Consider the following 24014-nt stretch of genomic DNA (forward strand, 5'->3'; position numbering starts at 1 on the left):
CCGGGGACCCGCGCTCTCGGGGTGATCATTACCTAATGCTTAGGCGTCGGGGATGATCTTGACGTAGGGCTTCTTGAAGACGGTGGTCACGCCGGTGGCGGGATCGTAGGTGGAGTTACAGAAGCACTTCCACTTGGAGTCATCCAGGCCCATGAAGTCGCCGCGGTAGTAGAAGCCCGGGTAACGGGATTCCTCGCGGAACTCGATGTGCTGCATGTGCAGGCGGACGGTCCACAGGCGATGGAACTGCTCCCAGCAGCGCATCAGCTCGTGCAGGTCACGGGCGGCGAGCTTCTTGGAGTCTTCTTCCATCATGCCGAGCAGCCAGAAGCCGGTGTTCAGCAGAGCCTTGGAGGTCATGTACAGGGTGCCGACGCCACCGCCGTATTCATCGGTGCACTTGATGAGGCGCATCATGAAGTTGTGCGGGGTGATGTAGGCGGGGTTCACGACGGGATCGGTGGAACCGCCCTTGTTCTCCAGGTAGGTGTACATGGGCTGGTAGATTTCCTTGGCCAGATCAGCAGCGTTTTCCTTCAGGGTCGGGGTGAAGTCCTTGTGGTCGACACACCAACGGACCAGCTGCTTGCCGACGATGCGGCCTTCAGCGTGGGAACCGGAGGAGAACTTGTGGCCGGAGGCGCCGACGCCGTCAGCGCAGGTGAACAGGCCGTTGACGGTGGTCATACGGTTGTAGACCTTGCCGTTGTCGGCTTTGACCTTGTAGGAATCCGGGACCCAGGCTTCGTCCGGACCGGAAACCCAGATGCCGCAGCAACCGGAGTGGGAACCCAGGAGGTAAGGCTCGGTGGGCATGATCTCGGAACCGCGATCCTCGGGAGCGCAGTTGGTGGCGGCCCACAGGTTGGCCTGGCCGACACACATGTCGAGGAAGTCTTCCCAAGCCTCGGACTCGAGGTGCTTCCACTCGGGACCGGTCAGGTCGCCGTTGACGGTGTTCAGCAGGGCGGTCTTGGTGTCCATGAAGATCGGGCCGCGGCCTTCACGCATTTCACGGAGCATCATGTGGTTGCGCAGGCAGGTGGGGATGATGTGACCCTTGGCGTAGCCGCGATCCTCGTAAGGCTTCAGCATGGCGCGGTTGGTCTCGCAGTAGTCCTCACCCTTGTAGTTGGTCGCCTTGGCCTTGAAGAGCAGGAACCAGGCGCCGACCGGGCCGTAACCGTCCTTGAAGCGGGCGGGGACGAAGCGGTTTTCCATCATGGTCATCTCGGCGCCGACCTGAGCACACATGGTGTAGGTGGAACCGGCGTTCCAGACGGGGTACCAGGCGCGGCCCATGCCCTCACCGGTGGAGCGGGGGCGGTACACGTTGACGGCGCCGCCACAGGCGACGACGGCGGCGTTGCACTTGTAGACGTAGACCTTGTTCTCACGGGTGGAGAAGCCGACGGCACCGGCGATGCGGTTGGGCTCGTTGGCGTCCAGGAGCATCTTAACGATGAACACGCGCTCGACGTAGCGGTCTTCGCCCAGGGAGTTCTTGGCGGCTTCAGCAACGATGCACTTGTAGGACTCACCGTTGATCATGATCTGCCAGCGGCCGGAGCGGACCGGAGCGTCGCCGTTGCGGATGGCGAGGCCTTCGGCCTTGGCTTTGGCGCCGTCGAGGTTCTTGCCGTCTTTCTTGACCCAAACGGGGAGGCCCCATTCTTCGAAGAGGTGGACGGAATCGTCAACGTGGCGGCCCAGGTCGAAGATCAGGTCTTCGCGGACGATGCCCATGAGGTCGGTGCGGACCATGCGGACGTAATCGTCCGGGTCGTTCTCACCGCAGTAGGTGTTGATGGCGGACAGGCCCTGGGCAACGGCGCCGGAGCGCTCCAGAGCGGCCTTGTCGCAGAGCATGATCTTCAGGGAAGGATCGACTTTGTCGGCCCAGCGGACAGCTTCGAAAGCGGCACCGCAGTTACCCATGCCGCCGCCGACCATGAGGATATCAACGGTCTGTTCGATGATTTCCGGCTCGGCGAGAGCAACACCCTTGGAAGCTTCTTTGATGGGAAGCAGAGGCATAATATTTCTCCTAGTATTTAACGTGATTCAAGTAGTCTAATCAGACAAGGATTCGCAAACCGGCACTAGACCAGGTTGGCGTAATCGTCCATCTTCCACTCTTTCTTCAGGTCGGCTTCGGTCACGGAAGCCTCTTCCATGGCGGTGGCCAGGGGAGCCTTCAGAGCGGACTCGGTGAAGAGCAGCTCGGAGTCCAGGTCGCCGGGCTCGGGCTTGCCGTCGAAGGGCTTGATCGAACCTTCAGCAGTGGTGCGGATGGGGAACTTGAAGCGTTTCACGCTGCCATTACGGAATTTGATGGTCCACATGATGTCTTCAGCGGAACGCATCGGGATGGAGGTACCACCCATAGGGGCGAAGTCGGCGTACGGACGGGCTTCAATAGCGCCCTGGGGGCAAATTTTCACGCAGGAATAACATTCCCAGCAAGCGGACGGTTCCTGGTTGTAGGCCTTCATTTCGGCGGGATCCAGGATCATCAGATCGTTAGGGCAAATGTACATGCAAGCGGTCTTTTCGCCACCCTTGCAGCCGTCACATTTTTCCGGGTTAACAAAGGTCGGCATAACTTCTCCTCCTAAATAGGGTTTTATTATTCACAATAACCGACATCCTCTACCTAAACAAAAATCGGCACCCGTTTTAAGGCGGGCGGAATTGGGATTAGCAAGACGAAACACCCTTGTCAACGTGAAAGTGAATTTTTGAACAAGCGTATATCGTCAACCGTATCTCGGGTTTTGAGCCGATGGCCGGAAAAGGCCCGGAATACAGGCGTTCGGGTACGCCGCGAGGCGGCGCCTGCCAATAAAAAAACACCTGTTGAAACCCATACCGTTTTTAGTTTAAACGAACAAAGAAATGCAAGCCTTTTTTCAATTTATAGAGTGTTATTGCGGTGACAACACAACAAGCTGAAAATACACGTAAAAAATACACCAAAACAGGGCCTGTTTTCTAGACTTTCTCCCGAGAAGGTCTACCTCCCCCCCTGAGTGTGCAATCAGGCGCAAATTGTTGCAGGACGGGCGGAAAAAAGCGCTTGACACGACTTTCACAAACAGCCAATAAAGGCGGACCCTATAATTGGGAAATACTCATGGTCATCCAAGCGGCCGAGGCGGCTCACCATGAATCAAGGCAATGGAAACACTGACAAACTATTTAGGAGGCTTACATGTCTAACCTCGTAGCACCTCACGGTGGTAAAGGTCTCGTTTGCTGTCTGCTCGAAGGCGCTGAGCTCGACGCTGAAATCAAAAAGGCCGCTGGCCTGAAGACCCTCGACATTTCCGATCGCGCCAAGGGCGACCTGATCATGATGGGCATCGGCGGCTTCTCTCCGCTGAACGGCTTCATGAAGAAGGCCGACTGGGCCGGCGTCTGCGAAAAGTTCCTGATGGCCGACGGCACCTTCTGGCCGGTCCCCATCACCCTCGACACCGATGACGAAGACGTCAAGGTCGGTGACGAGGTCGCCCTGAAGGCCAAGGACGGCACCGTCTACGCCACCATGAAGGTCGAAGAAAAGTACGAGATGACCGAAGCCGACAAGAAGTGGGAATGCGAACTCGTCTACAAGGGCGAGGGCGAAGATTCCGCTGACGACAAGTTCTGGGAAGTCGCCATGGAAGACCATCCCGGCGTCCAGATGGTCATGGCCCAGGGCAAGTACAACCTGGCCGGCCCGGTCAAGGTCCTCTCCGAGGGCGACTACGCCAAGCGTTTCCCGGGCGTCTACCTGACCCCCGCCCAGATCCGCGCCGAGATGGAAAAGCGCGGCTGGTCCAAGGTCGCCGCTCTGCAGCTGCGCAACCCCATGCACCGCTCCCACGAGTTCCTGGCCAAGATCGCCATCGAAGTGTGTGACGGCTGCGTCATCCACTCCCTGATCGGCAACCTGAAGCCGGGCGACATTCCGGGCAGCGTGCGCATCAAGTGCATCCAGACCCTGATCGACGGCTACTTCGTGGCCGACAACGTCATCAACGCCGGCTACCCCCTGGACATGCGTTACGCCGGTCCCCGCGAAGGCCTGCTGCACGCCACCTTCCGCCAGAACTACGGCATCAACAACATGCTCATCGGCCGTGACCACGCCGGTGTCGGCGACTTCTACGGCCTGTTCGAGGCCCAGGAGATCTTCAAGAGGATCCCCTACGTCACCGAAGCCTGCCCCGAGCCCGGCAAGGCCCTGCTCTGCCAGCCGATGAACATCGACTGGACCTTCTACTGCTACAAGTGCGACGGCATGGCTTCCATGCGCACTTGCCCACACACCAAGGAAGACCGCGTCATCCTGTCCGGCACCAAGCTGCGCAAGGCCCTGTCCGAAGGCGCCGAGGTCCCGGATCACTTCGGCCGCGACGAAGTCCTGGTCATCCTCCGCGACTACTACGAAAACCTCACCGAGAAGGTCGAGGTCAAGATGCAGAAGGCCGCTTCCGGTCAGGACATGAAGTAAGTCCTGCCGGTCGGTTTTGCTGACCACTCAAGGGGAGGTTGCTGACGCAACCTCCCCTTTTCGTTTGTCAGCAAAACGCGACCGGGCGGCGGCGCGGGATAGCAGGCCGTCTGCGAATTTTTCGAGGGGGGCTCCGATCCTCACGTACAGGAAGTACGCTGCGGTCGGAGCCCCCCTCGAAAAATCCACATCCGACCCACTCTTCCGCACCTCGATACGTCGAGAGCCGCTGTTTGGGGCGTGCCGCCCCAAAGGCGCTCCAATGGGCTATCGGGAGCCTGCGGCGCCAAGTCGCCTGGGGGGGGGGATGAGGTTGACGGCTCAGTAGATGAACGGGATGAACTTCCTGGTGGTCCGGGCGTAGGCCGGGAAGTCGTTCGGGTAGCGTTCGGCGAGGTAAGCGTCCAGGGCCGGGATGTGGTAGCCGACGAACATGGCGGCCATCAGGGCCGGGAGGACGAGGGCCCAGGGGACGGCGGTCAGCAGGGCCCAGCCGGTGAACATGACCGTGTCGCCGAAGTAGTTGATGTGCATGGAGTATTTGAACAGGCCGCCGGTGTAGCAGCGGCCCCGGTTGGCCGGGTCTCGCTTCCACAGCTTGCGCTGGGTCTCGGAGGCCGTGTTCAGGTAGGAGCCCGCCAGGACCAGGGCCAGGGCGAACCAGTCCAGCGGGCGGAACAGGGGCGGCGTGTCGTTGAACAGGCCGCCGCCCGCGAGCAGCAGACCGACCTCGATCAGGCCGATGAACGCGAGCAGCCCGAGGACCTCGGGCCAGTCCACACGCCGCGCCAGCAGATAGAAGAGCGTCACCGCATGACGCAGCCAGTACAGGACCGCGCAACCGACCAGCAGCGCCGCCCGGCCACCGTCGGCAAAGGCCCACGTCTGGCCGAACAGGCGGCCTGTCCGCTCCAATCCGCCGCACGCCAGCCAGGCGCAGCAGAGCACAATGGCCAGATGCCCCAGGCAAAAGACCGCCCGCTGCGGCAGAGAGCGCCCGTGGACGCGGTCCACCCCGCCCTTGCCGCTTGAAGAATCACCCATCACGCCCCCTTTGTTCCTGGACCGGCACACTGCGCGCCCGGCCGTTGCCAGGGGAGTATGCCAAAAAACGGCCCGGATTTGGAGAATGATCACAAGCCCGTTGCTTCCCGCTTGCAAACGCCCCTTTTTTACCGCAGAAATAGCGAGTTATGCCCGACAAGACCAAGGCCATACTGCTCATGGCGGCCACGGCGCTCATCTGGAGCTCCGGGGGGCTGGCCATCAAGCTGGTCCAGTGGAATCCCATGGCCATCACCGGAGTGCGCAGCGCGTTGGCCGCGGCGACCCTGTGCGTGCTCTTCCGGGGGCGGCTGACCTTCGGCTTCAATCGTGTGCAGTGGGGGGCGGCCTTGGGCTATGCGGGGCTGCTCGTGACCAACGTGGCGGCCACCAAGCTGACCACCTCGGCCAACGCCATCCTGCTGGCCTACACCGCCCCGGTCTATGTGGCCCTGCTCGCCCCGTGGCTCCTCGGCGAGCGCACGCGCCGGTCGGACTGGGCATTCATCGCCGTGACCGTGGGCGGCATGGCCCTGTTCTTCCTGGACCGCCTCTCGGCCACCGGATTGTGGGGCAATATTATTGCCGTAGGCACTGGTATTTCCTACGCAATATTTACCTTGTGCATGCGTTCACAAAAGGACGCCTCGCCCGTGGAGTCCGTCGTCCTCGGGCATGTCCTGACCGCCCTGGCCGGGCTGCCCTTTCTCTTCGGCTCCCTGCCGTCCGGCGAGGGGTGGCTCGGGCTGCTCTACCTCGGCATCCTGCAACAGGGCGTGTCCATGGCCCTCTACGTCTGGGCCATCAAGCGGCTCGGCGCGCTGGAGGCGATCCTGATCATGATGCTCGAACCGATCTTCAACCCCGTGCTCGTGGCCGTGGGCTACGGCGAGCTGCCCGGCCCCTGGGCCGTGGTCGGCGGCGTGACCGTCATCGGGGCCGTGACCCTGCGGGGCGCACTCGGCGCGATCAGGCGGCCCACGTTCCTGTCTCCCGGCCGTTGACGCCGCCGGTCTCCCGCCTTCCGACGGAGGAACGGCGACCGTTGTGCCGGACGGCGGGCGCAAAAGAACCCCGCCGTTGCCGGCGGGGTTCCTGTTTTCGGTTACGGGCCGTCAGGCCGTCCGGGCGCTACTGCTTGAGATGCCAGACACCCTTGTCGTCGCGCCAGGCCTTGGCCATGATGGTGTCGCCGTCCTTCTGGTCCTTGATGTAGACGTCGCGGTAGACCTTGTTCTCGGACATGTAGGGCGGGCTCGGGGTGGCCGTGTAGCTGGCCCCGGTGTCGGGGTTGGTCCAGGACTGCGGCTGATCCGACTTGCCGGTCTCCAGGGTCCTCTGGACCTGGGCCTCGTCGTGCTTGTCCCACTCGTTGCCCACGATGTACCCGAACAGGGTGCCCACGCCCGCGCCCACGGCCGCGCCGAGCAGCTTGTTCTTGAACGTCAGGGCGCCGATGGTCGCGCCCGCTAGGCTGCCGACGGTGGCACCCTGCTGGGCCTTGCTGGCGCAGCCGTAGCCTGCGGTCACGAAACAGGCCAGCAGCGCGGCTATCAGTACTTTCCTCATGGCTATTACCTCCAAGGAATTAAGGTGCTTTGCGTAACGACGCCGGACCGGGCAGAAAAAACCGGGACCGGCTCATTTCAATGTGCCCGTTGCGGCCCGGCTTGTCCAGTACGGAAACCTGAAGGACGCGTGCGGCCCGGCCCAACTGCCGGGTCTTGCATATCCTGCGCTTTCGGGCTAGAGAATCCTTTCCCGGTTCGCCGGGGAACCATATCATTCATAAGGAAGACGGAAAGACGATGATCAAGATCCGCAAAGACGAAGGTCCCTTCGAGGACCGGCCCCGCAGGGACACCGCCCAGGGCGCTCCCGGCAATACCCCCAAATACGACAACGGCCGACCGCAACGCGACGAGAAACGCGGCCCGCGCAAGTTCGACAAGCGCGGACCCAAGCGCGGCGGACGCGACTTTTTCGGGCGCAGGCCCGAAGCCCCGCCCGTGGACGACGACGCGCCGTCCAAGTCCGAGGTGGTCACCGGCCACCGCTACAACGACATCGCCGACATCGACGACCAGATCTTGGGCCTGCTCGAGAAGCGCGCCTTCCTGATCCGCAAGGAGGGGGCCTGGCGCAAGTCCCGGCAGAAGTCCCTGGTGGACCCCCAACTGGAAAAGCTGCTGCGCGGCGCGTTCGACCGCTCGGCGGGCCGCCTGGGCCTGGACGCCAAGCTGACCAAACAGCTCTTCACCCTGCTCAACCAGTTCTCCCTGGCCGACGCACGCAAGAAATTCGAAGGCGAGGGCTACAAACTCGCCCCGCGCGTGGAGCCCATCTCGGCGGGCATCGCCGGGCCCCGCTCCTTCCGATTCACCCGGATGATGCTGGCCATGGCCGCATCCGCCGGGACCCAGGTGACCCTCTCCCCGGTGACCATGAACGCCCCGAACAAGGACCTGGCCAAGGCGCTCAAGCAGGTCGGCGCGCCCATCCACTGGGATGACGACTTCATCCGCAACGACGGCGGCCGGACCCTGGAATTCGAGGGCAAGATGGCCTTTGTCGGCGAGGACAAATTCAACTTTTATATGCTGCTCTGCCTGGCGCTCGGCCACGCCGGGCGGTGCAAGTTCACGGGCAAGCCCTCCCTGCAATTGCTCGACGCGGCCTCCCTGAACAAGGTGCTGCCGTCGCTCGGCGCGCGGGTGGTGCCCATGAATCCGAACAACCCCGGTCTGCCCGTGCGGCTGGAGTGCGGCGGCGCCATGGACGAGTCCGTGACCCTGCCCGGCGGCATCGACCCGGACTTCGCGGCCGCCCTGACCCTGGCCGCATGGTCCTTCCCCGGCGGGCTGACCGTCAAGGGACTGACCTCGGAAGCCCGCGAGCGGGTGGCCGAGGCCGTGACCGTGCTCCAGGCCTGCGGCATCGAGGCCAAGCTCGGCAAGGACTCGGTCAGCGTGCCCGACGGCGTCCCGGCCATCGAGGCGCAACCCCAACTGCCCCTGTCCGTGCGCCTGAACGCCATGCTCCTGGCCCTGCCCGCCTTGAGCGGCGGCCGGATCAACCTGGAAGGAACCTGGCCCAGGAACGAGCAGGCCGACCGCGTGCTCGAACAGCTCCGGGCGCTCGGCCTGCGCATCGACGTGGCCACCGAGAATGTGGTGGCCGTCATGGAGGGCGAACTGCCCGAATCCGCGGACATCCCGCTGGGCGCGTCCCCGGACCTCATGCCCCTGGCCCTGGCCCTGGCCCTCAAGGTGGGCGACGCCAAACTGGCCGGCGCGGACAACGACGTGGCCGTGGAGCTGCTCGACCGCATGGGCGCGAGCTACGAGATCGACGGCGACGTCATCCATATCAAGCCCGGCAAGCCGCAGTGGGACGGCACCTGGTTCAGTCCGGAGCCGGTCTGGTCCATGGGCTGCGCCCTGGCCGCCTACGCCGTGCCCGGCATCGTGCTCGAGAACCACGGCGAAGTGACCGCCACCTGGCCCGAGTTCTGGAACTTCTACAACTCCCTGCCCACCGGCAAGATGAAACCCAAACCGGAACGCGAGAAGAAGGATGACACGAGAAGACGAATCAAAATCCGGTGACAAGCGGCTGAGCGACGACATCCACGTCCTTGAGGCGGAGGTGGCGCAGTTGAACGTGGAACTCGAGAAGACCAAGCTGGCCGTCCGGCAGCTTCGCGACGAAGAGGACCCGGCCAGGGGCGTATACCGCCACGAGGAGATATTCCAGGCCCAGCAGGACAAGCTGCGTCTGGACGTGGAGATCCAGTTCCGCACCAACAAGATCAACCGGATCAAGCTCGGCATCGAGGACATGGAACCCTCGGAAGGCGTCAAGAACGGCTTCCTGTTCTGATCTCCGTACCGATTGTACTATTTAGGACATGGACCACCCCGTACGGGGCGCGGCCGGGAGGTGAGAGACCCGGACCACGCCGCCCCCGGACGGTACCGAGAGAGACCCAACGCATTGTAGGAGAGACCATGGGCAAGAACATCACCCGCAAAATCATCGAGAAGCACCTCGTTTCCGGGAACATGGTTCCCGGCGAAGAGGTCGGCCTGCGCATCGACCAGACCCTGACCCAGGACGCCACCGGCACCATGGCCTGGCTCCAGTATGAAGCCATCGGCATCGGCCGCGTCCGCACGGACCTGTCCGTGAGCTACGTGGACCACAACACCCTGCAGATGGGCTTCCGCAACCCCGACGACCACCGCTTCCTGCGCACCGTGGCCGCCAAGTCCGGCGCGGTCTTCTCGCCCGCGGGCACCGGCATCTGCCACCAACTCCACCTGGAGAATTTCGCCAAGCCCGGCGCGACGCTCATCGGCTCGGACTCACACACCCCCACCGCGGGCGGCATCGGGGCCATGGCCATGGGCGCGGGCGGCCTGTCCGTGGCGTTGGCCATGGCGGGCGAGGCCTATTTCATCCCCATGCCCAAGGTGGTCAAGGTCGAGCTGACCGGCGAGCTGACCGGCTGGGCCCAAGGCAAGGACGTCATCCTCGAACTGCTCCGCCTGCTGACCGTCAAGGGCGGCGTGGGCAAGGTCTTCGAGTACGCCGGTCCGGGCGTGGCCTCCCTGTCCGTGCCCGACCGCGCGACCATCACCAACATGGGCGCCGAACTGGGCGCGACCACGTCCATCTTCCCGTCCGACGAAACCACCCGCGACTTCCTGGCCAAGATGGGCCGGGCCGACGACTGGACCGAACTGGTCGCCGACGCGGACGCCGAATACGACGAGGTCGTGACCATCAACCTGTCCGAACTGGAGCCCCTGGTGGCCCAGCCGCACATGCCGGACCAGGTCTGCAAGGTCAAGGACCTGGCCGGAAAGAAGATCGACCAGGTGGCCATCGGCTCCTGTACCAACTCCTCCTATTCCGACCTCAAGAACACCGCCCAGATCCTGGCCGGGCACATCACCCCGCCCGAGACCGACCTGATGATCTCCCCCGGCTCCAAGCAGGTGCTCAAAATGCTCTCCCGCGAAGGGCTGATCGAACCGTTGCTGGACGCGGGCGCGCGCCTGCTCGAATGTTCCTGCGGCCCGTGCATCGGCATGGGCGGCTCCCCGGTCTCGGCCGGCGTGTCCGTGCGCACCTTCAACCGCAACTTCGAGGGCCGCTCCGGCACCCAGGACGGCCAGATATTCCTGGTCTCGGCCCAGACGGCCGCCAAGCTCGCCCTGGAAGGCGAGTTCTCCGACCCGGCCGGATGGGGCCCGGCGCCCGAGCGCGTCACCCTGCCCGAGGACGTGCCGTCCATCCGCGACCTGTTCGTCTTCCCGCCCGAGGACGGCGCCGCCGTGGAGGTCCTGCGCGGACCGAACATCGTGGCCCTGGAGGACTTCGACAAGCTGCCCGAGACCGTGGAGGCCAAGGTCCTGCTCAAGGTCGGCGACAACATCACCACCGACCACATCCTCCCCGCGGGCGCGCAGATCACGGCCCTGCGCTCCAACATCCCGGCCATCAGCCAGTACATCTTCTCCCGCGTGGACGAAGGGTTCGTCGGGCGCATGAAGGAGCACGGCAAGGGCATCATCCTGGGCGGCGAGAACTACGGCCAGGGCTCCAGCCGCGAACACGCCGCGCTCGGACCGCGCCACTTGGGCGTCAAGGCCGTGGTGGTCAAGTCCCTGGCCCGCATCCACCGGGCCAACCTGATCAACTTCGGCATCCTGCCCCTGCTCTTGGTTGAGCCCTCGGACTACGATAAGCTGGAAGAGGGCGTGGACCTGACCATCCCGGCCTCGGCAATCACCCCCGGCGGCACCGTGGACATGGTCGCGGGGAACGGGGCAACCGTTCCGGTCACAAATGATTTGACCGAAAAGGAACTACAGATTATCCAGGCAGGTGGCCTCCTGAACGCCGTTCGGGAAGGCAAGTCCTAAAGATCGGCACGACGTTGCCTCCCCTTCGGGGGAGGCAACCTGTTCATCATAGCTATGGAGCAAACATGTTAGAAATAATGCGCAACAACGCATCCGGCTGGATCGTCAAGATACTCTTCGCCGTCATCATCTTCATCTTCATCTTCGCCTTCGGCATGTCCGGGCTGAACAGCTCCGGCGACCCGACCGTGGCCACGGTGAACGGCCAGGCCATCAGCCGGGCCGAGTACGAGCAGATGTACCAGCGCGCGGCCGAGAACATCCGCCGGACCAACCCGGACGTGGACCAAGCGCAGCTCAGGTCGCCCCAGTTCAAGCAGATGGTCCTGGGTCAGTTGATCAGCGAGAAGCTCCTCCTCGACCAGGCCCAGAAGCTCGGCATCCGCGCCTCCGACAAGGAAGTGGCCGCGGGCATCGCCGCGGTGGCCGCCTTCAAGGACGCCAACGGCAACTTCGACAAGCAGCGCTACCAGGCCGCCCTGCGCGGGATCCACATGACCCCGGCCGAATTCGAGGAAAACTACCGCAAAGACCTGACCATGCAGCAGGTCAAGGACGCCGTGGGCGCCCCGGCCGACGTGTCCGAAGCCCAGGCCCGGCAGATTTTCGACTGGATCAGCGAACAGGCCCGGCTCGACTACATCGAGGTCCTGCCCGTGGACTTCCGCAAGGATGTGACCGTCGGCGAGGCCGAGATCGAGGCCTACTACAAGGCCAACCAGGACCGCTTCAAGATTCCGGCCCAGGTGACCCTGCGGACCCTCGCCTTCACTCCGGCCAACCTGGCCAAGTACCAGACCGTCACCGACGACGAGATCAAGAAATACTACGCGGCCAACCAGGACGCCATGCAGGAGCCCGAACAGATCCACGCCCGCCACATCCTGGTCGCGGTCAAGGACTCCGACTCCGAAGCCGCCAAGAAGAAGGCCAAGGAGCGCATCGACAAGATTTATCAGGAAGCCAAGGCCGGTGCGGACTTCGCCAAGCTCGCCAAGGACAACTCCGACGGCCCCAGCGCCCCCAACGGCGGCGACCTGGGCTGGTTCGGCAAGGGCGCCATGGTCCCCGACTTCGAGAAGGCCGCCTTCGCCCTGAACAAGGGCGAGGTGTCCGAGCCGGTCAAGACCCGGTTCGGCTGGCACGTCATCAAGGTCGAGGACAAGAAGGCAGGGACCACCAAGACCCTTGAGGAGGCCAGGGACGAGATCAAGAGCCGCCTGGCCGAGGAAAAGGCCTCGGACAAGGCCAACGACCTCCTGGACCAGGCCACCGACCGCCTCGTGTCCGGCATGTCCCTGACCAAAATCGGCTCCGAGCTCGGCCTCGAACCCCAGACCACCGACCCCATGCCCGCCCAGTACCTGGCCCAGACCTTCGGCATGTCCGCAGACGCGGCCAAGGCCGTAGCCGCGCTGGCTCCCGGTACCGCCTACAAGAGCCCGGTGGCCGTCAACGGCGGCTACATGCTCGTGGAGAAGGTCGAGGACACCCCGCCCTCGGTCATGGCCCTGGACCTGGTCCGCCCGACCATCGTCAACACCTTGAAAGACCAGAAGGGCGCGGAACTGGCCCAGAACGCGGCAGACAAGATCCACGCGGCCCTGACCGGCCCCGACGCCGCGGCCGCCGCCAAGAAGTACGCCTCGCGCATTAAGACCACCAAGCCGTTCAACCGCCAGGGCAACATCCCCGAACTGGGGCAGAGCCAGCCGCTGGCCAAGGCCGCCTTCAACGCCAAGAACAAGGATTGGTTCAAGCTCGTCTACAACATGCCCGGCGGCGGCGCCGTCGTGGCCCGCCTCAACGAGCGCATCCCGGCCTCCGACGCCATCTGGAAGGAACAGAAAAAGTTCTGGATGGACCAGGCCGGTCAGAACTACCGCCGCGAAGCCGTGGCCGCCTTCATGGACGACCTGAGCAAAAACGCCCAGGTCAAAATCGCCAGGCCGGATATCCTGAAATAGACGGGCGCATTACCGACAAGTCAAAAGGGCTGTTCCTGATGGAGCAGCCCTTTTTTTGCACCTCCGGCGGCCGGGGCGCTACTTCGGCCCCCGTCAGGAAACCTTTTGGAAAGGGGCAAGACTGGAACAGCGGTCTTTCCCGGGCATGCATTCAGCGGCAATTCACCGAAATGCGGGCCAAAAATGGCGAGCCTTGAATGGAAGCGGCGAGGCGTCCGTTTTCCTGGAGCATGGCCGGGCAAGCGCCGTTTTTTCAAGATGACAGACTCGATACAGGGGCATAAGGGTTGAAGTGCCGGTTCCCCTTCGGCAAGAAAATTGAGAGGTACTATGTCGCATATACTGGATATCATCAGCAACGATTGGATTTTCGTCGTCCGCCTCCTGGTGGCCATGCTCCTGGGCGGCCTGGTCGGGGTGGAGCGGCAGATCAGGGGCCGGGCCGCGGGGTTGCGCACGAACATTCTGGTGTGCATGGGGTCGGCGGCCATCATTGTCACGTTCCAGAAACTCTCCATCGAGATGAACATGGGAGCGGACTCCGCCATCCGCATGGACCCCGCTCGCACGGCCGCGGGCGTGATAACGGGCATCGGCTTTCTCGGGGCCGGAACCATCGTGAAGAGCCAGGATTTCGTGCGCGGGCTGACAACGGCCGCCTCCATCTGGGTGGTCTCGGCCATCGGCGTGACGGTCGGCCTGGGCGAGTACGTCATCGCTGTCCCGCTGACCATGCTGGTCCTGATCGCCCTGTACGCGCTCCATCGTCTGCCCATCAGCGGCGACCAGTTCTATTCGCTGCGCCTCGAATGGACGGGCGGCCTTGACCTGCTCGACGAGGTGACGGAACGGATTCATGAGGAACAGATCGAGATCATCGAACGCAACGTCTCCCGCCAGCCCAATACAAAGCAATGCCGGGTGAACTTGGGCCTGCGAATGCGGGACAGGCACCGCCGCGTCTCCTTCTTCGACCTGCTGCAGGCGGACGAACGGTTCACCGAAGTCGGCCTGAGCTGACCCCCTGAGAGTGAACGAACAACGCCGGGCATCGCAGCCCGGCGTTCTGTTTTTCGATCGGCGGAAGGCACCCCGTCACAGCCTTGGGCCGCCGCACGCCCTTGAGCGAAGCGAACACGGAATTCTCAAGGTCCTCGGCCTTGAGCGGGTGCAGGGCAGCGCCCTGACCGTCGGAGACGCCCGCCCGGCGAGGGCCCGCCGGAGGCCTTCTCTCCCTCGCCTCGCCGCTAACCGGGCATCTTCACGACGGCATAGAAGCCGTTGGAATGGTGCCCGTGCATGGTTTCATACCCCACCTCTTCGAAGACCAGAGTCTCGAAGCCGGAGAACAGGGCCTCCATGTGGTTGCGGTCGTGGTGGCGCAGGGTGCCGCCGTCGTCCACGTCGAACACGCCGTAGAGGCCGTATTTTTCCTGGCCGAGCTGGTAGCGGTCGAGGTTGCGGCGGTCGCGGTTGAGCAGGAAGTCGTTGACGTAGAGCACGCCGCCGGGCTTGAGCACGCGCTTCAGTTCGAGCAGGGCCTCGGCCTGGGTGCGGGTTTCGAGCATGCAGGTGAAGACCGCGAGCATGACGGCGGCGTCGAAGGTGTCGTCGGCGTACGGCAGGGGCCCGCCGGGGTAGGCGGCCAGGTTGAGCTCGGGGTGTTCCGCAAGGCCGCGCCTGACCAGGGGCTCGGAAAAGTCGATGCCGGTCAGGTCGGTGTACCCGGCCTGCGCCAGTTCGGCCATGATCCGGCCGTAGCCGCAGCCGAAATCCAATATGCGCGCCTTCGTGTCCGGGACGTGCTTGTTGAACACGTCGAGCCGGAACGGGGTGGTGAATGTCTTGGCCGCACACTTGTCGGCCCAGTAGCGTTGTTGGTCGGGTGGAATGGGAAAGCTCCTTTCTAGAGGGTCAGCCGGACGGTGTAGAGGTTGCGCCCGCGCTGGACGCGCATCATGACCGTCTTCTGCATGCGGTTGCGCAGAAAGGCGTTGAGCAGGTCGATGCCGGAACGCAGGCGGCGGTTGCCGATCTGGTGGATGATGTCGCCCTGTTTCAGGCCGAGCTTGGCCGCTGCCGAGCCGGGGACCACGGTGGTCACTTCAGCGCCCGGCCCCTGCGGCCTGTCGGCCAGCTCGAAGCCCCAGCGGGTGCGCACCAGGTCGAGCGCCTTGGCCTTGTCCAGGACCTGGGGCCGGAGGTGCAGGCGGATTTCATGCCCGTCGCGCAGGGCGACCAGGTTGACGGATTCGGACTTGGTCACGCTGAACAGGCGGGTCAGGTAGTCGCTCTTGTTGGCCAGGGGCCGGCCGTTGAAGGAGACGATCACGTCGCCGGGCTTGAGCAGGGCCTCCGCGGCCGGGGTGCCGGGATAGACCTCGGTGACGAGCATGCCGTTCAGGTCCTTGAGGTTGAAATAGCGGGCCGCGGCCTGATCCACGTCCTGGCCGAACAGGCCGAGCCAGATGGGCGAGACGTGGCCGGTGTCGAGGAGCTCGGCGATGACGTGCTTGGCCTTGTTGATGGGGATGGCGAAGCCGATGCCCTCGGCCCGGGCCTGGATGGCGGTGTTGATGCCGATGAGCTCGCCGTTGATGTTCAGGAGCGGGCCCCCGGAGTTGCCGGGGTTGATGGCCGCGTCGGTCTGGATGAAGCTGCCGTACGCCCCGCCGTTGGTCTTCATGGGCCGGTTCAGGGCCGAAACCACGCCGGTGGTCACGGTGTTGGAGTAGCCGAAGGGGTTGCCGATGGCGATGACGGTCTCGCCGATATAGATGTTTTCCGAGTCGCCCATGGAGACCTGGGGCAGGTCCTTGGCGTTTTCCAGCTTAAGCACGGCCAGGTCGAAGTCGGCGTCCGAGCCCACCAGGTCGGCCTTGAACTCGCGGCCGTCCTTGAGGCGGACCGAGATGTCGCCGCCCGAGGCGATGACATGGGCGTTGGTCAGGACCAGCGCCTTCCTGCCGTCGATGATCACGCCCGAGCCGAGGCTCTGGGATTGGCGGGGCCGCTGGTCGTAATATCCCTTGAAGAGCTGGTCGAAGAAGGGGTCGCCGAAGGGTGAACGGCTGCCGCCCTTGACCGTGGAGGTCACGGTGATGTTGACCACCGAGGGGCTGACCGCCTCCACGGCGAGGACCACCGGGGTGCGGCGGTCGGCGGCTTGGGCGGGGATGGCGGCGAAGCCGAGGATAAGGAAAAGGAACAGAAGGGAAAATGCGGATCGTTTCATGTTACCTGCCTTGGGCCATGGCCCTGAGGCGCGCGATGCGGTCTTCTATGGGCGGATGGGTGGCGAACAGGGACGCGGCCCTGCGCCCGCTGAACGGATTGACGATGAACAGGTTTTCCGTGGCCGGGCTGCCCTGGAGCGGCACCCGCTGGGAGGCGGCGTCGAGCTTGGACAGGGCGTCGGCCAGGGCGTTCGGGTCGGACAGGCGCGCGCCGGTGGCGTCGGCCAGGTACTCACGCGAACGGGAGATGGCCATCTGGATGAGGGTGGCGGCGATGGGCGCAAGAAAGGCCATGGCCAGCGCGGCCAGGGGATTGCCGCCCTCGTCGTCGCGGGAGAAGCCGCCGAAGATGGCCGTGAACTGGAGCATGTTGGCGATGAACACGATGGCCCCGGCCAACACGGCCGCGATGGTCTGGATGAGGATGTCGCGGTTGACGATGTGGCCGAGTTCATGGGCCAGCACGCCGCGGAGCTCGTCGGGGTCCAGAATATTGACGATGCCGCGCGTGACCGCGACCACGGCGTTCTGCGGGTTCCGTCCGGTGGCAAACGCGTTGGGCGCGTCCTGGGGGATGAGCACGATGCGCGGCTTGGGGATTCCCGCGGCCTGCGCCATCTCGCCCACCACCCGGTGGATGTGCGGAGCGTCGCCCGGAGACAGGGGCCTGGCCTTGTACATGCGCAGGACGATCTTGTCCGAATACCAGTAGCTGCCCACGTTCATGAGCATGGCGAATCCGAAGGCCAGGAACAACCCCGCGCGGCCGCCCATGGCACCGCCCAAGGCCATCAACAGGCCGGTGAGCAGGCTCAGGAGCAGTAGGGTTTTGATCTGACTGGTCATAAGGGGTGATATCCTCCGGTCATCATGATGACTGCGGAACCACTAGATAGGTATTTGCCCGGAAAGGTCAAGACCCGATGCGCCCTCCGGCCCGCGGGCCATGCCGATCCTGTGATTTTCTGTTATAGTATTGGGAAAAAACACAGATACAGTTTGCCCACACGGGAAAATCATTATAATACGGTAGGTCAATGGACCATTGCTGCATTCGGGAGGTCGATACAGTGAAAACATGCAATTCTGAGAGCCCTACACCCAAATCCACCGAAATTTCCACCGTGGGCACGGCCAAGATCGCCAACCCCATCAAGTTCGGTCGGTTCGTCGAGGAAGACGACGCCGTGCTGGTGAACATCTCCCGCAGGACCGTGGAGGGCGCGTCCAAGAGCCGCAAGAAGCCCCAACACATCTTTTTCGAGCCCGCCGGTCCCCGCGACAAGATCTACTACGACCCGAGCAAGACCAAGTGCGCGGTGGTCACCTGCGGCGGACTGTGCCCCGGCCTGAACGACGTCATCCGGGCCATCGTCATGACCGCCTTCCATGAATACAAGGTCCCGGCCGTGCTCGGCATCCAGTACGGCCTGGCCGGGTTCGTGCCCGAGCAGGGTTACGACGTCATCGAGCTGACCCCGGACTTCGTCTCGCGAATCCACGAGTTCGGCGGCACGGTGCTCGGCAGTTCGCGCGGTCCCCAGGAACCGGAGGCCATCGTGGACGCGCTGGAGCGCATGAACGTCTCCATCCTGTTCATGGTCGGCGGCGACGGGACCATGCGCGCGGCCGCCACGGTGGTGGCCGAGATCGAGAAGCGCGGGCTGTCCATCTCCGTGGTCGGCCTGCCCAAGACCATCGACAACGACATCAACTACGTCTCGCCCTCCTTCGGCTTCGACACCTCGGTGGAGACCGCGGCCATGGCCATCAAGGGGGCACATGTGGAGGCCACGGGCGCGCCCTGGGGCATCGGCATGGTCAAGGTCATGGGCAGGGACGCGGGCTTCATCGCGGCCCAGAGCGCCCTGTCCTGCCAGGAGGTCAACTTCTGCCTCATCCCGGAGGAGCCCTTCGACATTTACGGCCCCAAGGGCTTCCTGGCCGCCCTGGACGAGCGCATGAAACGGCGCGGCAACGCGGTCATCGTGGTGGCCGAAGGCGCGGGCCAGGACCTGCTGGAGGCATCGGGCAAGCAAGACGCCTCGGGCAACGTCAAGCTGAGCGACATCGCCGCCCTGCTCAAGAGGGAGATCCTCGACCATTTCAGGAAACAGGGCATCGAGGCCACCCTCAAGTACATCGACCCGAGCTATATCATCCGCTCGGTCCCGGCCAACGCCAACGACCGCATCTACTGCTCGTTTCTAGGCATCCACGCGGTCCATGCGGGCATGTCGGGCCGCACCGGCCTGGTCATCTCCCGCTGGAACGGCCGGTACGTGCACATCCCCATGGCCGTGGTCACCCGGGGCAAGAAGCGCATCAACACCTGCTCCAACTACTGGCGGGCCGTGCTCGAATCCACGGGCCAGCCCCTGTCCATGAAAAATGATTAACAGGAACAATAATTATTCTTGATTTGTTCGAGAGCCGGATGTATGCATCTTTGAACGTTAAGCATTTTGTTAACGGTATGAGGTATGTCAAAGCAATATCCACAAGGGGGTTTGTATGGATGTGCTGATGCTTTCCCGGCTGCAATTCGCCGCAGCCACCATGTTCCACTTCATTTTCGTGCCGCTGACGCTGGGGTTGTCGATCCTCATCGCGTGCATGGAAACGGCCTACGTACGCACCGGCAACGAGGTGTACAAGAAAATGGCCAAGTTCTGGGGTAAACTGTTCCTGGTGAACTTCGCCCTCGGCGTGGTCACCGGCATCACCCTGGAGTTCCAGTTCGGCACCAACTGGTCCCGGTACTCCATGTACGTGGGCGACATCTTCGGTTCGCTCCTGGCCATCGAGGCCACGGCGGCCTTTTTCCTGGAATCCACCTTCATCGGCGTCTGGCACTTCGGCTGGGACAAGCTCTCGCCCAAGGCCCACGCCATCACCGCCTGGCTGGTGGCCGGCGCCTCCAACCTGTCGGCCATCTGGATTCTCATCGCCAACGGCTTCATGCAGAATCCCGTGGGCTACGTCCTGCGCAACGGCCGGGCCGAGCTGACCGACTTCTGGGCGGTCATCACCAACAAGTACGCCTGGCTCGAATTCTTCCACGTGGTCCCGGCCTCCCTGCTCCTGGCCGGGTTCTTCATCGTCGGCATCTCGGCGTGGCACCTGCTGCGCAAGAGCAACACCGAGTTCTTCCGGAAATCCTTCAACCTGGGCATCTCCGTGGCCTTGGTCTTCGCCCTGTTCACCGCGGCCGAGGGCCATATCCACGGCAACAACCTGTCCGACACCCAGCCCGCCAAGCTGGCGGCCATGGAATCCCACTGGGAAACCCAGAGAAACGCTCCCATGTATCTCCTGGTCATTCCGGGCGAGAACGGCAACCACCTCCAGGCCCTGCCCCTGCCGGGCATGCTGAGCTTCCTGGCCTACAACGACTTCAACGCCGAAGTGAAAGGGCTGAGCGACTTCCCCGCAGCGGACCGCCCGCCCGTGGTCATTTCCTTCCTCTCCTTCCGGCTGATGGTCGGCCTAGGCACCCTGTTCATCCTGCTCGCCGGCTTCGGCTTTCTGGTGCGCAACAAGATCGACAGATACCCTCGCCTCCTCAAGGTGCTGCCCTTCTGTATCCCGCTGCCCTACTTCGCGTTGTGGGCGGGCTGGACGCTGACCGAAGTGGGTCGCCAGCCGTGGATCGTCTACGGGCTCATGCGCACCTCGGACGCGGTCTCCCCGGTGGGAGCCGGTGAGGTGGGCTTCACCCTGGTGCTGATGACCCTGCTCTACGCCCTGCTCGGCGCCGTCGGCATCTGGCTGATGGTCAAGCTGGCCAAGAAGGGTCCCGAGGACAACACGCCCATCCAGGCCTAATCCCAGCGAATAAAGGAGAAAATCTATGACTACTTTGATGGAAACCGGTTCGCTGCACTACTACCTGGCGATGATTTGGTTCATCCTCTGGGGCGTGCTCTGGGCCGTCTACTTCATCCTCGACGGCTTCGACCTGGGCGTGGGCACCCTGCTGCCCTTCCTGGCCCGGTCCGAGACCGACAAACGGGCCATCCTCAACGCCACCGGTCCCTTCTGGGACGGCAACGAGGTCTGGCTCATCGCGGCCGGCGGCGTGACCTTCGCCGCCTTCCCCTACGCCTACGCGCAGATGTTCAGCGGCCTGTACCTGGCGCTCATGCTGCTCCTGTTCACCCTGATCGTGCGCGGCGTGTCCTTCGAGTTCCGCTCCAAGGTGGAGAGCGCGGCCTGGAAAAAGGTCTGGGACACCGCCCACGCGGTCTGTTCGTTCCTGCCCGCCCTGCTGCTGGGCGTGGCCTTCGGCAACATCTTCCAGGGCATCCCCCTGGACGAGACCGGGTTCTCCCAGGCCGGACTGTTCGGTCTGCTCAACCCCTACGGTATCGCGGGCGGCATCCTGTTCGTGACCATCTTCATGATGCACGGGGCCCTGTGGCTGTGCATCCGGACCACCGGCGAGCTCAAGGCGCGGGCCGAGAGCGTGGCCACCAAGCTGTGGCCCGGCGTGGTCGTCCTGACCGTGCTGTTCCTGGCCTACACCGCCATGTCCACGCAGTTGTTCGCCAACTACATGGTCTACCCGATCCTGTTCGTCATCCTGCTCCTGCCCGTGGCCGGGCTGGTGCTCATGCGCACCTACCTCGGCGCCGGCAAGTACTGGATGGCCTGGGCCGCCAGCGGCCTGTACATCGGCGGCACGGCCCTGTTCGGCGTGGTCGGGATCTTCCCGGCGATCATCCCGTCCAACCCCAATCCGGCCAACAGCCTGACCATCATGAACTCCGCGTCGAGCGCCCTGACGCTGGAGATCATGCTCGTGGTGGCCGTGATCTTCGTGCCCCTGGTCATCGGCTACCAGTCCTGGGTCTACAAGCGGTTCGCCACGGCCATGAGCGAGGACGACCTGCAATACTAGGGGACCGGCTTCCCCGAATTGAAAAACCGCCCGGTCCGGCATCCCGCCGGACCGGGCTTTTTTTCGTATTTTCATGGAAAAACAGTTTCCGGGCCGCTTTCCCCCTTTCCCGGTCCCTCCCGAAGGGCCATGTAACGAAAATCCGGTAGAACAAGGGGGAAAAAATACCGTGCCGGCCCCCGGCAACCCCCGCCGTGCCTGCCTTTGCGCCGCCAAGCTCCCTTTCTATCTTTTTTACAACCCAAAGCAGTTCTGCTAGGTTGCACCATTCTTTGCACAAATCCTTATGGCATTGAGGTCGGCCCCATGTGAGCGCCACCTGATAATGCTTTTATATAATTCGTTATCCGGCGACCTGTCGCCGTTTTTCAAGGAAGGATTCCGATGGCAATTCTGCTCGGCTTAGTGCGAAGCATCGACCGGCTCAACGATTGGGTCGGCAAACTGGCGGGGTACATCTCCCTGCTTATGGTCGTGGTGGTGACCACGGACGTGATCATGCGATACGCGTTCGATACCACCTTCGTGGCGGTTCAGGAACTGGAATGGCACCTGTTCGGAGCCATGTTCCTGCTCGGCGCAGGCTACACCCTGCTCAAGGACGAACACGTGCGCGTGGACGTCATCTACCAACGCCTCAGCCGCAAGGCCCGGGCCTGGATCAATTTTCTCGGCGTGCTCTTCTTCCTGCTGCCCGGCTGCTTCCTGGTGCTGGCCACCTCCTGGAAGTTCTTCAGCATGTCCCTGGCCATTCACGAGGGGTCGCCCGATCCCGGCGGGCTCCCGGCCCGCTACGTGCTCAAGGCCTTCATCCTCATCGGCTTCGTCCTGGTCGCCCTGCAGGGCGTGTCCATGGGCATCAAGGCCTTTCTGGAGATCATCGGCAGGCCGTACGAACCGGCTCCCGGCACCACGGAAAAGGCCGTTCCGGCCAAAGGGGAGGGTGCCTAGATGATGGAAGCGCTCCCCCTGATCATGTTCGGGGTCCTGACCCTGCTCCTGATGATCGGCTTTCCCGTGGCCTTCACCCTGCTCGGCACCTCCCTGGTCTTCGGCATCATCCGCTTCGGCTGGGACTTCTTCAACCTGCTGCCCATGCGCATCTGGGGCACCATGACCAACCAGACCCTGTTGGCCGTGCCCCTGTTCATCTTCATGGGCGTCATGCTCGAACGATCAGGACTGGCCGAAGACCTGCTCGAGACCATGGCCCTGCTCTTCGGGCGCATGTGCGGCGGCTTGGCCGTGTCCGTGGTCATCGTGGGCATGCTGCTCGGCGCGTCCACCGGTATCGTCGGAGCCACCGTGGTGACCATGGGACTCATCTCCCTGCCGACCATGCTCCGGCGCGGCTACCAGACCGAACTGGCCACGGGCGTGATCTCGGCCTCGGGCACGCTCGGGCAGATCATCCCGCCGTCCATCGTGCTCGTGCTGCTCGGCGACATCATCGGCGTGTCCGTGGGCGACCTGTTCATGGGTGCGGTCATCCCGGGCATGCTTCTGGTCGGCCTGTACTGCCTCTACATCATCGTCTACTCGCACTTCAACAAGACCTGCGCCCCGACCATTCCGGATGAGGAATGGAACGAGATCCTGGCCGCCGGGCTGTGGAAGCGGGTCTTCAAGGCCCTGGTGCCCCCGCTGCTGCTCATGACCTGCGTGCTCGGCTCCATCTTCGCGGGCGTGGCCTCGCCCACCGAGGCGGCTGCCGTGGGCGCGTCCGGCGCGATGCTCCTGTCCATGGTCAACCGGCGGTTCACCTTCGAGCGCCTGCGCGAGACCATGATGACCACCACGGTGCTGACCTCCATGGTCTTCATCATCCTGGTGGGCGCGAGCGCCTTCGGCCTGGTCTTCCGAGGGCTGGGCGGCGACCACGTCATCCGCGACTACATCACCCACCTGGCCTTCGGGAAATGGACCGTGATGCTCATCGTCATGACGATCATCTTCGTCATCGGCTTCTTCCTGGACTTCATCGAGATCACCTTCATCCACATCCCGGTGCTGGCCCCGATCATGCACGATTTCGGCTTCAACCCCCTGTGGTTCGCCATCCTGTTCGCCATCAACCTGCAGACCTCGTTCATGACCCCGCCGTTCGGCTTCTCGCTCTTCTTCCTCAAGGGCGTGGCCCCGCCGTACGTGCGCACCGGGCAGATATACAAGGGCATCATCCCCTTTGTCCTGCTCCAGCTCTTCGGCATGGGCCTGGTCATCATCTTCCCCGAATTGGCCACATGGCTCCCTTCAGTGGTCTTCGGCGACTAACCGGACCGAAACCCGAGCCCCTGTCCCCTGCGGACAGGGGCTTTTTCATCCGCCCCGACATCTGCTCCCCCCGTCACGCATCAATATAAACAACTGTTTACATTAAACACTTACTGCCCGGCTTGCCCTCCGAGGCCGGGCGGTGTAAGGTTGCGC

19 protein-coding genes are annotated in these 24014 nt (G+C 63.5%); 12 read left to right on the top strand and 7 right to left on the bottom strand.

Features of this window, described 5'->3' with window-relative positions; translation table 11 throughout:
- Nucleotides 1-39 precede the first annotated feature (39 nt).
- A complete protein-coding gene (aprA, locus tag V8V93_RS01105; RefSeq protein WP_338668524.1) occupies nt 40-2037 on the bottom strand; it encodes an adenylyl-sulfate reductase subunit alpha in 1998 nt (665 codons plus the stop codon).
- A 65-nt stretch (nt 2038-2102) separates the two neighbouring features.
- Nucleotides 2103-2603 (bottom strand): adenylyl-sulfate reductase subunit beta, encoded by a 501-nt coding sequence (gene aprB / locus V8V93_RS01110; protein ID WP_338668525.1) that lies wholly within the window; start codon nt 2601-2603, stop codon nt 2103-2105.
- Between the two features lie 611 nt (nt 2604-3214).
- Between aprB and sat the strand changes: the two genes are divergently transcribed.
- Nucleotides 3215-4501: a sulfate adenylyltransferase gene (gene sat, locus V8V93_RS01115; RefSeq protein ID WP_338668526.1), complete on the top strand. Its 1287-nt coding sequence runs from the start codon at nt 3215-3217 to the stop codon at nt 4499-4501.
- A 321-nt stretch (nt 4502-4822) separates the two neighbouring features.
- Here sat and V8V93_RS01120 read toward each other — a convergent pair whose 3' ends face one another.
- Nucleotides 4823-5545 (bottom strand): DUF1295 domain-containing protein, encoded by a 723-nt coding sequence (locus V8V93_RS01120; RefSeq protein ID WP_338668527.1) that lies wholly within the window; start codon nt 5543-5545, stop codon nt 4823-4825.
- Between the two features lie 149 nt (nt 5546-5694).
- On the opposite strand from V8V93_RS01120, the gene V8V93_RS01125 reads away from it, so the two are divergent.
- On the top strand, nt 5695-6549 hold the full coding sequence (locus V8V93_RS01125) for a DMT family transporter (protein WP_338668528.1): 855 nt from the start codon (nt 5695-5697) through the stop codon (nt 6547-6549).
- A gap of 127 nt (nt 6550-6676) precedes the next feature.
- On the opposite strand, the gene V8V93_RS01130 is transcribed toward V8V93_RS01125, so the two are convergent.
- A complete protein-coding gene (locus tag V8V93_RS01130; RefSeq protein ID WP_338668529.1) occupies nt 6677-7114 on the bottom strand; it encodes a glycine zipper domain-containing protein in 438 nt (145 codons plus the stop codon).
- 239 nt (nt 7115-7353) lie between these two features.
- On the opposite strand from V8V93_RS01130, the gene V8V93_RS01135 reads away from it, so the two are divergent.
- The 5 genes from V8V93_RS01135 (at nt 7354) to V8V93_RS01155 (ending at nt 14465) form a co-directional block, all read left to right on the top strand.
- Nucleotides 7354-9153, top strand: a complete 1800-nt coding sequence (locus tag V8V93_RS01135) for a chorismate mutase (RefSeq protein WP_338668530.1) — start codon at nt 7354-7356, stop codon at nt 9151-9153.
- Complete coding sequence (locus V8V93_RS01140) at nt 9122-9427, top strand: hypothetical protein (RefSeq protein WP_338668531.1); 306 nt, start codon at nt 9122-9124, stop codon at nt 9425-9427. Before V8V93_RS01135 ends, V8V93_RS01140 begins: the two co-directional genes overlap by 32 nt.
- Before the next feature lie 128 nt (nt 9428-9555).
- A complete protein-coding gene (locus V8V93_RS01145) occupies nt 9556-11478 on the top strand; it encodes an aconitate hydratase (protein ID WP_338668532.1) in 1923 nt (640 codons plus the stop codon).
- A gap of 65 nt (nt 11479-11543) precedes the next feature.
- Nucleotides 11544-13445 (top strand): SurA N-terminal domain-containing protein, encoded by a 1902-nt coding sequence (locus tag V8V93_RS01150; protein WP_338668533.1) that lies wholly within the window; start codon nt 11544-11546, stop codon nt 13443-13445.
- Nucleotides 13446-13775: 330 nt separating this feature from the next.
- The gene (locus V8V93_RS01155; protein ID WP_338668534.1) at nt 13776-14465 is read left to right on the top strand and encodes an MgtC/SapB family protein; all 690 of its coding nucleotides are present in this window, start codon (nt 13776-13778) and stop codon (nt 14463-14465) included.
- 227 nt (nt 14466-14692) lie between these two features.
- On the opposite strand, the gene V8V93_RS01160 is transcribed toward V8V93_RS01155, so the two are convergent.
- From V8V93_RS01160 to V8V93_RS01170, 3 genes are all read right to left on the bottom strand, one after another.
- The gene (locus tag V8V93_RS01160) at nt 14693-15262 is read right to left on the bottom strand and encodes a class I SAM-dependent methyltransferase (protein WP_338668535.1); all 570 of its coding nucleotides are present in this window, start codon (nt 15260-15262) and stop codon (nt 14693-14695) included.
- Between the two features lie 89 nt (nt 15263-15351).
- Nucleotides 15352-16680, bottom strand: a complete 1329-nt coding sequence (locus tag V8V93_RS01165) for a trypsin-like peptidase domain-containing protein (RefSeq protein ID WP_338668536.1) — start codon at nt 16678-16680, stop codon at nt 15352-15354.
- A 1-nt stretch (nt 16681) separates the two neighbouring features.
- Entirely contained in the window at nt 16682-17527 is an 846-nt protein-coding gene (locus V8V93_RS01170) for a zinc metalloprotease HtpX (protein WP_338668537.1), read from the bottom strand.
- Between the two features lie 224 nt (nt 17528-17751).
- On the opposite strand from V8V93_RS01170, the gene V8V93_RS01175 reads away from it, so the two are divergent.
- From V8V93_RS01175 to V8V93_RS01195, 5 genes are all read left to right on the top strand, one after another.
- Nucleotides 17752-19080, top strand: coding sequence for an ATP-dependent 6-phosphofructokinase (locus V8V93_RS01175; RefSeq protein WP_338668538.1), 1329 nt, complete (start codon nt 17752-17754; stop codon nt 19078-19080).
- Between the two features lie 115 nt (nt 19081-19195).
- Entirely contained in the window at nt 19196-20509 is a 1314-nt protein-coding gene (locus V8V93_RS01180; RefSeq protein WP_338668539.1) for a cytochrome ubiquinol oxidase subunit I, read from the top strand.
- Nucleotides 20510-20534: 25 nt separating this feature from the next.
- A complete protein-coding gene (gene cydB / locus V8V93_RS01185; RefSeq protein WP_338668540.1) occupies nt 20535-21584 on the top strand; it encodes a cytochrome d ubiquinol oxidase subunit II in 1050 nt (349 codons plus the stop codon).
- A 384-nt stretch (nt 21585-21968) separates the two neighbouring features.
- Entirely contained in the window at nt 21969-22535 is a 567-nt protein-coding gene (locus tag V8V93_RS01190; RefSeq protein ID WP_338668541.1) for a TRAP transporter small permease subunit, read from the top strand.
- On the top strand, nt 22536-23858 hold the full coding sequence (locus V8V93_RS01195) for a TRAP transporter large permease (protein WP_338668542.1): 1323 nt from the start codon (nt 22536-22538) through the stop codon (nt 23856-23858).
- The last annotated feature ends 156 nt before the right edge of the window (nt 23859-24014 follow it).

It is taken from the genome of Pseudodesulfovibrio sp. 5S69 (assembly GCF_037094465.1).
Lineage (GTDB): Bacteria > Desulfobacterota > Desulfovibrionia > Desulfovibrionales > Desulfovibrionaceae > Pseudodesulfovibrio > Pseudodesulfovibrio methanolicus.

Coding starts and splice junctions, on each gene's coding strand:
- V8V93_RS01125 (WP_338668528.1), top strand. CDS start 5,695: ATGCCCGACAAGACCAAGGCCATACTGCTCATGGCGGCCACGGCGCTC.
- V8V93_RS01165 (WP_338668536.1), bottom strand. CDS start 16,680: ATGAAACGATCCGCATTTTCCCTTCTGTTCCTTTTCCTTATCCTCGGC.
- V8V93_RS01155 (WP_338668534.1), top strand. CDS start 13,776: ATGTCGCATATACTGGATATCATCAGCAACGATTGGATTTTCGTCGTC.
- V8V93_RS01145 (WP_338668532.1), top strand. CDS start 9,556: ATGGGCAAGAACATCACCCGCAAAATCATCGAGAAGCACCTCGTTTCC.
- aprB (WP_338668525.1), bottom strand. CDS start 2,603: ATGCCGACCTTTGTTAACCCGGAAAAATGTGACGGCTGCAAGGGTGGC.
- V8V93_RS01190 (WP_338668541.1), top strand. CDS start 21,969: ATGGCAATTCTGCTCGGCTTAGTGCGAAGCATCGACCGGCTCAACGAT.
- V8V93_RS01130 (WP_338668529.1), bottom strand. CDS start 7,114: ATGAGGAAAGTACTGATAGCCGCGCTGCTGGCCTGTTTCGTGACCGCA.
- V8V93_RS01170 (WP_338668537.1), bottom strand. CDS start 17,527: ATGACCAGTCAGATCAAAACCCTACTGCTCCTGAGCCTGCTCACCGGC.
- V8V93_RS01195 (WP_338668542.1), top strand. CDS start 22,536: ATGATGGAAGCGCTCCCCCTGATCATGTTCGGGGTCCTGACCCTGCTC.
- V8V93_RS01150 (WP_338668533.1), top strand. CDS start 11,544: ATGTTAGAAATAATGCGCAACAACGCATCCGGCTGGATCGTCAAGATA.
- V8V93_RS01180 (WP_338668539.1), top strand. CDS start 19,196: ATGGATGTGCTGATGCTTTCCCGGCTGCAATTCGCCGCAGCCACCATG.
- V8V93_RS01140 (WP_338668531.1), top strand. CDS start 9,122: ATGACACGAGAAGACGAATCAAAATCCGGTGACAAGCGGCTGAGCGAC.
- V8V93_RS01135 (WP_338668530.1), top strand. CDS start 7,354: ATGATCAAGATCCGCAAAGACGAAGGTCCCTTCGAGGACCGGCCCCGC.
- V8V93_RS01120 (WP_338668527.1), bottom strand. CDS start 5,545: ATGGGTGATTCTTCAAGCGGCAAGGGCGGGGTGGACCGCGTCCACGGG.
- aprA (WP_338668524.1), bottom strand. CDS start 2,037: ATGCCTCTGCTTCCCATCAAAGAAGCTTCCAAGGGTGTTGCTCTCGCC.
- cydB (WP_338668540.1), top strand. CDS start 20,535: ATGACTACTTTGATGGAAACCGGTTCGCTGCACTACTACCTGGCGATG.
- sat (WP_338668526.1), top strand. CDS start 3,215: ATGTCTAACCTCGTAGCACCTCACGGTGGTAAAGGTCTCGTTTGCTGT.